This window comes from Microcystis sp. M090S1 (genome assembly GCF_020246295.1).
GTDB classification, from domain to species: domain Bacteria; phylum Cyanobacteriota; class Cyanobacteriia; order Cyanobacteriales; family Microcystaceae; genus Microcystis; species Microcystis aeruginosa.
In genome coordinates, this window is sequence record NZ_JADBTF010000095.1 from 1 (window position 1) to 13588 (window position 13588).

Genomic DNA, 13588 nt, shown 5'->3' on the forward strand with positions numbered 1-13588 from the left:
AATACTAAATCCGTTGAGTATAGGCTACATATCAGGAGAGGCACTCATGCAAGAGGCAAGAGGCAAAACGGAGAATAAATAATCAGTTTTTAATAACCGGATTTAGTATTATCTCTGGACGACCGGCTAATTTTCCAGTTTCCCCACTCGCTACTCCCTTCTCCCTACTCCCTTCTACCCACTTCCCCATACCTTTGAAACAGGATTTAGTATTACCGGTAACAGCAGCTACCCAATTTTTTTTGGTATTTGCTATGCTGATTGTTAACAATTTGTAATCTTTGGGAAATTTCCTCAATACTGCATGGTCGTTTCTGCTACAATTCCACCCCTAGCTCAAGATACCCTCGCCCTGAAAGCGGTGTGGGCAAATGTCGGCTATGATAGTTGTCCCCACCATTACAATTTCCATCTCCACACCCATTGTTCCGATGGTCAAATGAGTCCCCAAGACTTGATGAGACAAGCGTTAGACATCGGACTAAAAGGATTAGCAATTACTGATCATCACTCGATCGAAGGTTATCAACAAGCCCAAATTTGGCTAGAAAATGAGCATTTAAGGGGTTCTCTACCCCATCTCTGGACAGGGGTAGAAATTACGGCGAATCTCTTAGAGACAGAAGTGCATATTCTTGGCTATGGTTTCGATCCTACTCATACCGTTTTGACTCCCTATCTGCAAAGAGCCAAACCGGAAGGAGATCTAGCTTTGGCCTCTAGAGTCATTAACAGTTTACAGCAAGCGGGGGCCTTAGTGGTTCTCGCCCATCCCTTTCGTTACCATCGCCCCGCGGCCGATTTAGTAGCGGCGGCGGTAGAATTGGGTATTGATGGTATTGAGGCCTTTTATGCCTACGGCAATCCCAAACCCTGGCTACCGAGTCAACGGGAAACCGAACAAGCACTCGCTCTTAGCCGTCAATACCAATTATTTGCCACCTGTAGCACCGATTCCCACGGTAAATCTTTATTACATCGCATTTAGCCTGATCCCGGGATTAACTGTAAAATAACTAAATTGACTAAACTCGCTCCCTTCTCGATCGAGTGTTAGTTTTTTATGGCCAAAAACAGGGAAGTGGGGAAGGGGGGAAGTGGGGAAGTGGGGAAATGGGGAAATGGGGAAATGGGGGAATGGGGAATTTCAACTAAAACCCTAACACCCTAACACCCTAAAACCCTAAAACCCTAACACCCTAACACCCCAACACCCTAACACCCCCCGCAACGCGCACGCAGTGACCACCCCAACACCCTGAATGAAAGATTTATTCCTTTACACTTGCTGGTTAATTCCCATTTATGGCTTAATTGGTTCGATTTTAACCTTGCCTTGGTCTTTAGGCATTATTAGTCGCACCGGTCCGCGGCCGGCCGCTTATATTAACCTATTGATGACCGTATTAGGGTTAATACACGGATCGATCGCTTTTAATCAAATTTGGCATCGAGAGACGATTAAACTGACTTTTGAATGGGTAAAAGTGGCCGATCTTAGTTTATCCCTTTCGATCGAACTTTCTCCCGTCAGTTTGGGGACGCTGGAAGTGATTACCTTAATCAGTCTCTTGGCCCAAATCTATGCCCTTGGCTACATGGAAAAGGATTGGTCTTTGGCGAGATTTTATGGCTTAATGGGCTTTTTTGAGGCAGCTTTGGGGGGAATTGCCCTGAGTGACTCCCTACTATTCAGTTACGCTTTCCTAGAGATGTTAACAGTCTCTACCTATCTCCTCGTCGGTTTTTGGTATGCCCAACCTTTGGTAGTAACCGCGGCCCGAGATGCCTTTTTAACCAAGCGCGTCGGCGATATTATTTTATTGATGGGTTTGGTGGCTCTGTCCAGTTACGGAGAAGGATTGAGTTTTTCTCAGTTAGAAAATTGGGCAGTAAATAACCCTGTACCGCCTCTGACGGCGACTTTGTTGGGATTAGCCCTTATTGCTGGTCCAACGGGTAAATGCGCCCAATTTCCCCTGAATTTGTGGCTAGATGAGGCGATGGAGGGACCAAATCCAGCCGGAATCATGCGGAATTCGATCGTGGTTTCGGCGGGGGCTTATGTTTTAATTAAGCTGCAGCCGGTGTTTACCCTATCTCCGATCGCTGCCAATGTTTTAATAGTGTTGGGGACAATGACGGCAATCGGTACTTCTCTGATGGCCCTATCCCAAATTGATATTAAACGGGTTTTATGCCACTCCACCAGTGCCTATCTCGGTTTGGTCTTTATTGCGGTGGGATTAGGTCATGTGGATATCGCTTTACTAATTTTATTCTCCCATGCGATTGCAAAAGCTTTATTGTTTATGAGCGCAGGAGCCTTAATTCTCACCACCAGTAACCAGAATATCACGGAAATGGGAGGAATTTGGGCAAGAATGCCGGCTACAACCACGGCTTTTTTAGGAGGTTCCGCGGGGATGACGGTTTTAATGCCCCTAGGGATGTTTTGGACGTTAAAACGGTGGTTAAGTGGTGAATGGGCGATTCCTTGGTGGTTATTAGCGGTTTTAATCTTTGTTAATTGTCTTAGCATCATCAATCTTACTCGGGTATTTCGTTTAGTCTTTTTGGGACAAACCCAAAGTAAGACCCATCGCACCCCAGAAGTGGCTTGGCCGATGGCTTTGCCCATGGTAGCATTGATTTTAATCGCTTTATTGGCCCCGATTATTCCCCTACGTTGGGATTTTTGGCTATCTTTCACCAATCCCCTCCTTAATAACCAGAGTTTTACTATTGTCTGGGGTTTTCCCTTACTGATGGCCTCTGGAGTAATTGGCCTAGTTATCGGGTTAATGGTAGAGTTAAGACGAGCTTGGGCGAGACCAACCGGGTTAATACTGCGATTCTTGCAGGATTTGTTCGCTTATGACTTCTATCTTGATCGCATCTATCAGTTTACCGTGGTTTTAGCCGTGGGAAGCTTGTCAAAAATTACCGCTTGGCTCGATCGTTATATTATTGATGGTCTGGTTAATTTGGTCAGTTTAGCGACGATTTTTAGCGGCAGTGCCTTAAAGTATAATGTTTCCGGTCAATCACAGTTTTATGTCTTGACTATTCTATTCGGAATAGGGGGATTAATCTGGCTCCTATTAAACGGTCAATGGTCACTGATAACTGATTATTGGTCATCCCTTTTGACTCGTTGAACCCTGTGGCAACTTTTGCCCCTCTATTTTAACCTAAACATTGGGAATCTTCGCTAACATTCCTCAACTGGGCCCACAAGAGCGGCATCGTACTTAAAGTCACAGCTTCAATCAATCTGCATGGTGCGTTCCCAAAAATCGCTCGTTGGAGCAGTAGGACTGACCTTAGGGAACGCACCCTACGGCTCTCTAACGTTTGAATTAACCAGCAATTATTGTAGGTTGGGTTGACGCAAGGAAACCCAACAAAGAGTAATCTTTGGGGTGGTTGGGTTTCGCTTTTTCAAGCGAGTTGAGCTATTTTCGACCCAGTATTGTTTCGCTCAACCCAACCTACGAGGCGAGGCGATCGCACTAACATTCCTCAACTCAACCTACCAGAGCGGCATCGCACTTAGACTCACATCTTCAATCAATGTGCATGGTACGTTCCCAAAAATCGCTCGGTGGAGCAGTGGGAGCCACATTAGGGAACGCACCCTAGGGCCGAAAACGGAGATTTTGAAGAGATCGCACTTGAGCAATGGTTTCAAAATCACGGTCGTTGTGAATCAGAAGCAGATCATTTTCCAGTGCTGCTTGAGCAATACAGCAATCAATTGGGCTGCGAACAGTCAATCCTTGACGACGCAGATCATAGTAAATACGTGCAGCTGCTTGCCAGGAAGAAGGCGTGAGTTCAACATAATCCTGCACTTCGAGATAAGTAGAGAGGATTGTCCACTCTTGCTCGTTTAAGCTCCCTTGAAGCAGTTCCAGCTGAGTAAAGCGGGTGAGTAAAATCTCACGATTTGCAATTAACGTTTCCAGTTGCTGGCGAACTTGATCACCACGACTGCGGAAGACGCTGATCCACACAGATGTGTCAATCAGCAACATGACCGGTTTCCCGTAGGGCTTTATAATCAAAATCTGGAGCAAATTGAATTTGTCCGGCAAGGTCGAGAAGGTTTTTCTTACGGCGCGATCTCACGAATTCTTGTAGAGCAAGATTCATTAGTTCCTCTTGGGTGGTGAGGTTAGTCAGTTGAAAGGCTTCCTTGAGAAGGGATTCATCAAGGTTGAGGGTAATTTGCATAGGATGGATATTAGATTGAAGTATGGGTGATTATTCTCTTTACATTTTAATCCGATAGATGACTAACCCACCTCTGGGCATATCTTTGTTAGTTGGCCCTCAAACCTTAAGCTACTTGCTACCAGATCAGTGATCGCACTTGATTTACGGTCGGTGTATCTAGTAATGTTGTTTGATGTTCTATCAGCAGCCGATCAATTTGATTCAACTCATGTTCTTTAAAGCCTCGGTTCTTTTCTAGGAAGACGGGAGCGAGACAAAATTTCGCAATTTGCTTATCCCTCTTGATATGTTAAAATTATGGTGATTAGGCTGATCAACTCCGCTTATGGATGAAAGCTTTGAATGGGATGAAGATAAAAATCTTTTAAACCAACAGAAACACGATGTTTCCTTTGAATTAGCCCAATACGCATTTTTTGACCCCAACAGAGTTATCGTACAACATCTGGCTCACAGTCAAGAAGAAAATCGATTTTACTGTATGGGGCAAGTTAATGAAGGAATCATCACAGTGCGCTTTACTTACCGGGAAGGAAAAGTTAGAATTTTTGGAGCTGGTTATTGGCGAAAAGGACGTAAACTATATGAACAGCAAAATAACTTATACTGATGAACCAATAGAACTGGGACAAGTAGTTAAAGATTTTTTACCGCCTCCAGACCAGTTAGTTCCTAAAGGTAAAACCAAAACTAATCAAGTAACATTAGAATTAACAGAAGAAAGTGTAAGCTTCTTTAAATCTCAAGCAGATCGAAAGCAAATTCCTTAGGAAAAAATCATCGAATTACTGGTTGAACAATATGCTCATGAATGTATATCTGATGGTTAAACGCCTCATAAGAGCATTGTCTAACCGACATTATAGCTGACTTGAAAAAGGTGCGTTACACGCGCGTTTTCGCACCCTACAAGATCGGCATCGCACTTAAACTCACAGTTTCAATCAATGTGCATGGTACGTTCCCAAAAATCGATCGGTGGAGCAGTAGGAGCCAGATTAGGGAACGCACCCTACTGCTCTTTTAAGGAGACTGATCACAGAATCCTTCTAGAATTCTAGCAAAGATTCTTATATCTGACTGCACTTGGTCACAAAATTTTACTATTATTTTGACACTCTTAATGGTTAGAAGGGAAACATTGATCGCCAAGTCTGGTCAATTTTTGTCCAACGCATTTCAGGAAATGACCTGAATAAGTAGCTAGAGATAATTAATTACACATATTTAACCACCTGTTGCCTCTCCTAACCAAGAAATTAATTTTGCACCACTACTTATTACTTAATTACTGTTTATTTTGTAATTTTATCACTAATTCTTGGAAAGGTTGCCAATCGTCTTTATAGGTAATTGCCTCCCAAACCGATTCGATTAGCGGTCTAAGTAAAGCCGTTTTAGGATTATAATGCGTTAAGGTGTCGCCAATTTGAGCCAAAGAATCTGGGGGTAATTGATTTAAGACCAAACTATATAATTCTCGCCAACGTTGCCAATCAGCTTTCGGTAAATCCATATTTTCAAGAATTAGAGAACTATTTTCTCGCCAACCGTAATTAAATTGTTCACTTAATTGATAGAAAAAGTCATGATAACCGAGGCCAGTTTCTTCGAGAACTTCCACGGTTTTGCTGACCAGTAAAGCAGATTCGGGAGTAAAAATATCCTCAAAACCTAACTTTTTGAGCATCATTTTTTGATAATAAAAATTGTAATGCTGGTCATAGTTAGCCAAAGCCATATCTAACTCTAACAAGGAGACGACCATGGCCAGGGGAGATTGCAGTAACTCTAGATTTAAGCGACAGATAAAAGGCTGATTACCATAACTATAACGGCCACCGTAGTCGAAATAGGCCGCCGTAAATTGGGGGTTATAGGAAGGAATAAAAGCGTAGGGACCATAATCGAAACTTTCCCCGGTAATTGACATATTATCGGTATTGAGAACCCCATGACAAAAACCTGCGGCCATCCATTGGGCTGCTAATTTAGCGGTTCTTTCGAGCAAAGCGGCGTAAAATTTTAAATAGCGATCGCTATCTTGGGGATCGATTTCAGGATAATAATAAATAATCACATGATCGAGGAGTCTTTTAATTAAATCGCTACGTTTAATATGAAATAAACGCTCAAAAGTCCCAAAACGAATATGAGAATTACTAACTCGAATCATCACCGAAGATCGCGTCGGGGAAGGTTCATCGCCACGCCAGAGAGATTCCCCCGTTTCCACCAAACTCAAACAGCGAGAGGTATTCACCCCTAAACTGCGTAAAGCTTCCCCGGCTAAGACTTCTCTGACTCCACCCTTGAGAGTTAACCTACCGTCGGCATGACGGGAATAGGGAGTCCGTCCCGATCCTTTCGTACCAAAATCGTATAATTTGCCATCAATACCCCTAACTTGACCGTAGAGAAAACCGCGACCATCCCCTAAAAAAGGATTATACTCGCCAAATTGATAACCGTGGTAACGCAGGGCCAAAAAGGGGGTAAGGGATTGAAATTTGCCAAAAGCCTCGATAAAATGCTCATCTAAGCTTAATTCTGGCTGAATTCCCACCAAAGGTAATAAAGCATCATTGCGAAAACGAAGGATATGACGGGGAAAATCCGCGGCCGCGACTTGATCGTAGTATTGGTCCCCCAAGTCCTGCATGGCGCTTTCGTAAGGGAGACTGAGAAAGGGATTGGTGAGATGGTCTGTCATAGTGGTGGTGTCGATCGAGCGTTGAGGCGATAAAGTGATAAAGATAGCCAAAAAATTTTCCTACTGAGACTATCAAACAGCGATGCCCGATTCTATTATGTATCAAGGGGACTATTTTCTTGTCCTCGAGGCCGATCAACCTGAACAATTCCAGACTCCCGACCAGTTGCGGGATAAGTTAAAAGATTTAATCACCGCAAAACCGGAGATTTGTCCCCGACAATTGGCGAAATTCTCTAGTTTTGAGGAAAAAGCTCTCTATCTGCGCGATAATTACTGCGAGTTGGACCTGGGTGAGAAGGGTTATTTACAATGGTATCTAGTGCGTTTGGAAAAATAAGGAAACCCGCTTTTTAACTTTTTACTTTCTAACTTGATCATTATGGGAGAAATAGAAGATTTACTGGCACAAATGAAGGCAGAATACCAGAAACGGGATCAGGAAAAACCGATGCCGTCCCCTTCTTCTCGCCAAGAAAAAGATCGTTCCCTGGCTGAATTTAAGGTTAATTATGCCAGCGATTCTGCTACCGATGCGCTTTTAAAAGCTTTAGCCTTAGAAAACCAAGAAAGGCAACAACAGGAGGCAGCGGAAAAAGAAAAAGCAGCGGCATTAAAAAAGCAGCGTAAGCGAGAAGCTTTAACTAGAAAGGCGAGGCAATGGTTAGATAAATTGGATGCCAAATCGGAGGAAGGACGCTGGTTTGAGGAGTTTTCCTATGGCTACGATTCTCCTTTAGAAGCGGCGATTGCCTATCTAGAAGCTTTGGGAGAAGTGGACATTTCTAAATGATCAGGTCTAATTTAAAGTTGTGGGTAAATTTGCTTGGTCAAAAACTCGATTATGCCACCAAATATTATCACCAGCTAGAATATTTGTGCCGTAACGAGGGACGATGCCATAAACAGTGCCGGGGTCATAATCCAAAGCTTGACTGATGAGATTGTAGAGACGTTGTAGATCAAAACCCCGGGGGTCACAATGGGGATATTTTCCTTGATTAATCAGAAAACTATCCACGGCAAAATGGCTGACAATTTGCGGTAATTGTCCCGTTTGTAAGGCTGCTAGGAGATAATATTTCGCCGTTTGTTGGTATTGAAAATCGCTGTAACCGGGGAGGGGTTGCAAGCGTCCTTTGGTCAAACAGTGGGATCCCGGCGCTTGTACCAGTTCAATGTTAACACTGGAGATAACCCGACGATTTCTTTCGGCAAAAACTGGTCGCAAGCGATCGCAATTAGGGTGAGATAGCTGCTGACAAATCGCTTCTGTTGCCCATAATGCGGTGCTTTTTGCCCCATCAAAGTAATTTGTGGGATATTCTTTGAATAAACGCCTAAAGACGGCTTCTGAAGGCGTATTTAACCAAATTCTTGCTCTTTTTTCTAACTCAGGAGCCGATCGCGTACTCAAAGGAACACCCTCTAAAGCAAGTGCAAAACCCTTGACGCGGATAGTTTCTGGGGTAAGTTGCCACAGTTGACGCACTAATTGATCTCTGGTGTCTGCGGGCAGCATTTCGGCCGCTTGTTCATAAAAAGTGGCCGTGGGACGGTGACGTTCAAAAAAAGGCCGGGCGATCGAGTCTAAAATGTCTCTATCCCTAGAATTCTGTTTGCGGGGGATGTAAACATTGGGACCCAATTTCATCGGACCGCGAGCATATTTTTTCTGTTCTTCGATGTTACCCGCAGTCATACTCCAAGCTGTATCGTGGAGAATAAACAAGGGAGCGCGATCGAGGGTTAATTCGGTTTCTGGCGGGGCAATTTGCAAAAATTCGGCGATTTTCTGCTTTTCTAACTCATCTAGGCTCTTACCGGCTAAATTCTCCCCCACAGTGGAGGGATTAAAAATATTTATGGTGGCAGTGGAAAGACTAGAGGTATTCAGTTTTAAAATCAGTAGGGACAAGACCAAGCTAATCACCAAAGAAGTCACTCCCCATCGCCATTGTTCCGGGGGAAAGATAGAATATCTAGGGAGAGAAAATTGTCTTGATTTTTGCCGTCTTTGTCGATTCATCGGACCCTTTTAAGTAGTTGGACAAAAGTAAAGTTAACTGTAGGGTAAGGAGTCGGTCGTCAGGAGTCGGTCGTCAGTAAGAATTGCGGCAATTTACATTTCTTAAGATAGACAACAGAATTTATGTCCGACTACTTAACTCTTTCCACCCATTGTATTGACTTTCTCGAAAAAGGGAATTAACTCTAAATCCGTTGAGCATAGGCTACCTATCAGGATAGGCACTCATGCAATAGGCAGCTTTATTCTCCCCACTTCCCCACACCCCACACCCCACACCCCACACCCCACACCCTACACATAATTACTGAGGAACCATTGAGTATTAAAAGCTCGATCGCAGGATATTTCTAGTAATCTTATGCCTGATTCCGGCAAAACTGCGATTTTTTGCTGAAAATCAGTCCAATCGCTGATTAAATGGTAATCGATACCGTAGGTGCGACAGAGTTGGCAAAAGTCGATATTTTGGGGAGTGGCAAAAAATTCTTCAAAGGGAGGGTCAAATTTGGCGATCGGCAACATCTGGAAAATGCCTCCCCCCTTGTTATTGATTAAAATTATGGTCAAGGAGCCAACAAAATATTTTTTGATTAAAAAACCATTTGTGTCGTGTAATAGGGCTAAATCTCCCGTTAATAGCAGACTAGGGACATTTTTATAAGCTATTCCTATCGCAGTGGAGAGGTTGCCGTCGATGCCATTGGCCCCGCGGTTAAAATAGGGACGAATTTGGCGATCGCTAGGCGGGTTAAAAAATTCGGCATAGCGAACAGGCATACTATTAGAGATAAAGATCGGGGTGCGGGGGGGGAGGTATTGGGAGAGCAGCCAGGGGATTTTACCTTCAATCAGTTTAGTTTCTGCTGCCAAAAGGCGATCGATGGTTAATCGAGCTTGCTGGTCGAATTTTTGCCATAATTGCCGATATTCTCGATTATTATCGGTTTTATCTGGGAATAGATCCCCTAATTGCTCGATATTTACCCTGAGATGTCCGGTTTTTCCCTGTAGAGGATCGTAATTATCGGGATGGGGATCGATAATCCAGCGCGGACAGTCGATTTCTTCTAACCAGGTCCGTAATTCTTTGCTGGTGGGTAATTCGCCAATTTGCAGGACAACATCGGGGGTTAATTGGGTTCTAAGGGCAGGATTCCGCAATAATAAATCATAGGTGGTGATGAGATGGGGATTTAACCCTGCATAGTTTCGCAGAGGAGATAAAGCTTCCGCTAAGACGGGATATTGTTGCGATCGGGCTAAATCAGCGATCGCCTGACAGTAACTTTCAGGGTTTTGCGGGGAAGCTAATCCCGCGATGATAATTCCTTTGGAGGGTAAAGAATTAATTTGGAGAATTGAGTGGTTAATTGGCATATTTTGCCGAGATATATGGCTAAAAAAAGCCTCTTGGTCAAAATTAGCCTCTAAATTGTTAATTTCTAGATCGGGAGTTGGTGCGAGGGGATCCCGAAATGGTAAGTTCAGATGCACCACTCCGGGGACAGGATCGAGACAGCGCCACCACGCGTGGATGATAGTTTGACGGAGATAGCGTAAACGCTCGATATTGGCACTAGGACAGCTAATTTCCGCTTGCCAATTTGGATAATTACCGTAGAGTTTGACTTGATCGATAGTCTGACCGGCGTGAGCATGACGCAATTCTGGGGGGCGATCGGCGGTTAGAATTAATAAAGGGACATGACTTTCTTTTGCTTCAATGACTGCGGGATAAAAATTAGCCGTGGCGGTCCCGGAAGTGCAGACTAAAACCACCGGTTGATATAATTGTTTGGCTAATCCCAGGGCAAAAAAAGCGGCCGAGCGCTCGTCTAAGATGGGAATAGCTTCAATCTGAGGATGTCTTGCCAAGGCTACCGTTAAAGGAGTCGATCGCGATCCGGGAGAAACCACCCCTATCTTCAATCCCAAACGGGCCAATGTTTCGACTAAAATAGAACCCCAAAGTGTATTAAGATTGCGAAAATCGATCGACATTTATCAGTTCAGTGCAAAGGTTAGGGAACAATAAGATAAATTTAACATTGGCTGGAACCGGCCAAGAATAAGTTATTCCTGAGTCAGCGATGCAGAAGTTATTAAAAGAGGGCGAAGGCAATTAGTCCCTACAATAATATTATTGCGCCAATGGTAGGGGCGCATCGCGTACGGACAAAATGTCCTATAGATATTTCGACCAAATTGAGATGCACCCAGTTTTCAAGTTCCCTATAGCCAAAGCAAACTAACATCAATAGGTTTTGAAAATTTTCCCTTATGATCCTGATTACAGACCAAATTTACCAGCGTATTTTCACCCACGCAGAATCCACCTATCCCGAAGAATGTTGTGGGTTACTCTTGGGAAAAATTACCGAAACAGCAGCCCAAGTGATCACCGTGCAAACCACAGAAAATAACTGGTCAGGTAATAGGAAAAACCGCTTTAGTATTGCTCCAGAAGTGCTTTTACAAGCTCAAAAATCGGCGCGGGAAAACCAGCTAGAAATTATTGGTATCTATCATTCCCATCCCGATCATGCCGCCATTCCCTCGGAAATTGATCGCCAATTAGCCTGGTCAGGATATACTTATTTAATTGTCTCCGTAGTTTCAGGACGAGCGATCGATTTACAAGCTTGGCAACTGGACGAAGGCGAACAATTTCAACCGGTAAAAATATTGTAGTCTTGTATGACTAGCGCTTCCCCCGCTTTCCACTCACCCGCAATCGATTTAATCGGGATAGGTCCCCTGTGGACAGGTTTTAGTCAACCTCGTTTTTCCCTCGATGCTTCCGGGGTAAAAGTGCAGTGCCATGGACGATTATTATGGCTAGGAATAGGTTGCATCCGTGGCACGGAGAAAGCAGTCATAGATAGGGCAATTAGGGCTGTTTTTAAGCGTTATCACCTCTCTTTAGCCGCTATTGCCGGTATCGCCACCCTTGACATCAAAGCTAATGAACAGGGTTTAATTGCCTACTGTCAGGAGAAGGGATTGCCACTAAAAACCTTTACTACCGAGGAGTTGAGAGATATTAATGTCCCCAATCCCTCGGCTATTGTCAACAAGAAAGAAGGAACCCCTAGCGTCGCTGAAGCTGCCGCTTTAAAAATGGGCGATACTTTGCTAGTAAGCAAGCAAATAGAAGCCAAATCGGTGACGGTGGCGGTTTCTTTGGCAGCAAGGGAATATAGAGGATAACAAATCGATGCTTAAACAGGTTTTATTTCTTAGTAATGGTCATGGCGAGGATTTAAATGCTAGTTTAATTCTGGGGGAATTACAAAAAATTCAGCCCCAATTATCTATAGCTGCTTTGCCTTTAGTGGGAGAGGGAAAAGCTTATCAAAAATTGCCAGTACCAATTATTGCCCCCACTGCCACTATGCCATCGGGGGGAATTATTTATACCAATCCTTTGAATTGGATTAAGGATATTGGTGCGGGATTAATTAGTCTAACTATTCAGCAAATTCAGGCAGCTTTTAAAGTTAGCAAGGATTGTGATTTATTGATAGCAGTGGGGGATATAGTGCCGATTGCGATCGCTCGTTTAACCGGTCGTCCTTTTGTGGCTTTTATTGTTTCTACTTCCAGTTATTACGAAGGCACAATTAAATTACCTTTACTCACGGAATTATGTTTAAGATCGAAGAAGTGTTTAAGAGTTTTTACGAGGGATAAATATACAGCAACAGACCTAGAAAATCGGGGTATTAAAAAAGCGATTTTTGCCGGTTATCCGATTATGGATGTCTTAACACCAACGGGTAAAGATTTAGAATTAGATCGTCAAATTCCCATGATTGCTTTATTAGCGGGGAGTCGTTTACCCGAAGCTTTGAGTAATTTGGCTTTACAGTTACAAGTCTGTGAGGAAATAGTTAAAATTAAACCGATGCAGTTTCGGGCTGCTATCGTTCCTAGTATCAGAGAAACCGACTTAGAAAATTTAGCTAAACAAGAGGGATGGCATTATTTAGGAGCGGGAAAATTAGAGAAAAATGGGGCTTTATTGTGCTGTTATCGTGATGCTTTTGCCGATATTTTACACCATTGTGACGCTTGTTTAGCCATGGCGGGGACAGCAGTAGAACAAGCGGTGGGATTAGGAAAACCCGTCCTACAAATACCCGGATTTGGTCCCCAATTTACCTACCCTTTTGCCGAGGCACAAATGCGCTTATTAGGGGAATCGGTGATAACTATTGGACAGAAACCCACGGAGGTAAATTTATTTAAAAATGCTGCGGTTAAAATCATTGATATTTTGGCAGATTCTCGTTATTTACACAGATGTTTAGAAAATGGCAAAATTAGAGTGGGAGAGTCCGGAGGTAGCAGAAATATTGCCGAGGAAATTTATAGCATTTTTCAAAAGTAATGGCAGAGATAAGTAGTCGTGCAAAATTAATTTCCTAGTCGAGACAGGAGACTCCGAGACAGGAGACTCCGAGACGGGAGACGGGAGACTCCGAGACGGGAGACAGCTATTAGGGATCGGATTTGAGTTTTCAGTTCACTGTTTCCTCACACCAGAAGTCTGACGGAGTAGTGGCTTAGATGTGTAATTAATTTTGCTTAGGTACTTA

Annotated in this window: 15 protein-coding genes; 9 read left to right on the forward strand and 6 right to left on the reverse strand. The window is 43.6% G+C overall.

The window, feature by feature from the left end; all coding sequences use genetic code 11:
- Positions 1-304 precede the first annotated feature (304 nt).
- Both IM477_RS04370 and IM477_RS04375 read left to right on the forward strand, forming a co-directional pair.
- Positions 305-988, forward strand: coding sequence for a PHP domain-containing protein (locus tag IM477_RS04370; protein WP_287730674.1), 684 nt, complete (start codon positions 305-307; stop codon positions 986-988).
- Between the two features lie 274 nt (positions 989-1262).
- Positions 1263-3161, forward strand: a complete 1899-nt coding sequence (locus IM477_RS04375; RefSeq protein WP_287730675.1) for an NAD(P)H-quinone oxidoreductase subunit F — start codon at positions 1263-1265, stop codon at positions 3159-3161.
- Positions 3162-3641: 480 nt separating this feature from the next.
- On the opposite strand, the gene vapC is transcribed toward IM477_RS04375, so the two are convergent.
- The 3 genes from vapC to IM477_RS23300 form a co-directional block, all read right to left on the reverse strand.
- Positions 3642-4040, reverse strand: a complete 399-nt coding sequence (gene vapC, locus IM477_RS04380; protein ID WP_194016021.1) for a type II toxin-antitoxin system VapC family toxin — start codon at positions 4038-4040, stop codon at positions 3642-3644.
- Positions 4027-4239, reverse strand: coding sequence for a type II toxin-antitoxin system VapB family antitoxin (locus IM477_RS04385; protein ID WP_002758634.1), 213 nt, complete (start codon positions 4237-4239; stop codon positions 4027-4029). Before IM477_RS04385 ends, vapC begins: the two co-directional genes overlap by 14 nt.
- Before the next feature lie 118 nt (positions 4240-4357).
- On the reverse strand, positions 4358-4528 hold the full coding sequence (locus IM477_RS23300) for a hypothetical protein (RefSeq protein ID WP_472407876.1): 171 nt from the start codon (positions 4526-4528) through the stop codon (positions 4358-4360).
- 39 nt (positions 4529-4567) lie between these two features.
- Between IM477_RS23300 and IM477_RS04390 the strand changes: the two genes are divergently transcribed.
- Both IM477_RS04390 and IM477_RS04395 read left to right on the forward strand, forming a co-directional pair.
- A complete protein-coding gene (locus tag IM477_RS04390; protein WP_287730676.1) occupies positions 4568-4852 on the forward strand; it encodes a BrnT family toxin in 285 nt (94 codons plus the stop codon).
- The gene (locus IM477_RS04395) at positions 4827-5012 is read left to right on the forward strand and encodes a hypothetical protein (RefSeq protein ID WP_287730677.1); all 186 of its coding nucleotides are present in this window, start codon (positions 4827-4829) and stop codon (positions 5010-5012) included. The genes IM477_RS04390 and IM477_RS04395 overlap by 26 nt, the downstream gene beginning before the upstream one ends.
- 518 nt (positions 5013-5530) lie before the next feature.
- On the opposite strand, the gene IM477_RS04400 is transcribed toward IM477_RS04395, so the two are convergent.
- Entirely contained in the window at positions 5531-6955 is a 1425-nt protein-coding gene (locus tag IM477_RS04400) for a protein adenylyltransferase SelO (protein ID WP_502866532.1), read from the reverse strand.
- 82 nt (positions 6956-7037) lie between these two features.
- Between IM477_RS04400 and IM477_RS04405 the strand changes: the two genes are divergently transcribed.
- Together IM477_RS04405 and IM477_RS04410 are read left to right on the forward strand one after the other, a co-directional pair.
- Positions 7038-7295 (forward strand): CRR7 family NDH-1 assembly protein, encoded by a 258-nt coding sequence (locus IM477_RS04405; RefSeq protein WP_287730679.1) that lies wholly within the window; start codon positions 7038-7040, stop codon positions 7293-7295.
- A gap of 42 nt (positions 7296-7337) precedes the next feature.
- The gene (locus IM477_RS04410) at positions 7338-7748 is read left to right on the forward strand and encodes a salt stress protein, Slr1339 family (RefSeq protein ID WP_287730680.1); all 411 of its coding nucleotides are present in this window, start codon (positions 7338-7340) and stop codon (positions 7746-7748) included.
- 6 nt (positions 7749-7754) lie between these two features.
- On the opposite strand, the gene IM477_RS04415 is transcribed toward IM477_RS04410, so the two are convergent.
- Together IM477_RS04415 and menD are read right to left on the reverse strand one after the other, a co-directional pair.
- On the reverse strand, positions 7755-8984 hold the full coding sequence (locus IM477_RS04415) for a hypothetical protein (RefSeq protein ID WP_287730681.1): 1230 nt from the start codon (positions 8982-8984) through the stop codon (positions 7755-7757).
- Between the two features lie 294 nt (positions 8985-9278).
- Positions 9279-10988, reverse strand: coding sequence for a 2-succinyl-5-enolpyruvyl-6-hydroxy-3-cyclohexene-1-carboxylic-acid synthase (gene menD / locus IM477_RS04420; RefSeq protein ID WP_287730682.1), 1710 nt, complete (start codon positions 10986-10988; stop codon positions 9279-9281).
- Positions 10989-11267: 279 nt separating this feature from the next.
- On the opposite strand from menD, the gene IM477_RS04425 reads away from it, so the two are divergent.
- Genes IM477_RS04425 through IM477_RS04435 form a run of 3 tightly spaced genes read left to right on the forward strand, consistent with a single transcriptional unit; the run spans position 11268 to position 13380 of the window.
- Positions 11268-11678 carry a M67 family metallopeptidase gene (locus IM477_RS04425; protein ID WP_002756899.1) on the forward strand — a complete coding sequence of 137 codons (411 nt, stop codon included), beginning with the start codon at positions 11268-11270 and terminating at the stop codon, positions 11676-11678.
- A 6-nt stretch (positions 11679-11684) separates the two neighbouring features.
- Positions 11685-12197: a cobalamin biosynthesis protein gene (locus IM477_RS04430; RefSeq protein ID WP_287730683.1), complete on the forward strand. Its 513-nt coding sequence runs from the start codon at positions 11685-11687 to the stop codon at positions 12195-12197.
- Between the two features lie 7 nt (positions 12198-12204).
- The gene (locus tag IM477_RS04435; protein WP_287730684.1) at positions 12205-13380 is read left to right on the forward strand and encodes a lipid-A-disaccharide synthase-related protein; all 1176 of its coding nucleotides are present in this window, start codon (positions 12205-12207) and stop codon (positions 13378-13380) included.
- Positions 13381-13588 lie beyond the last annotated feature (208 nt).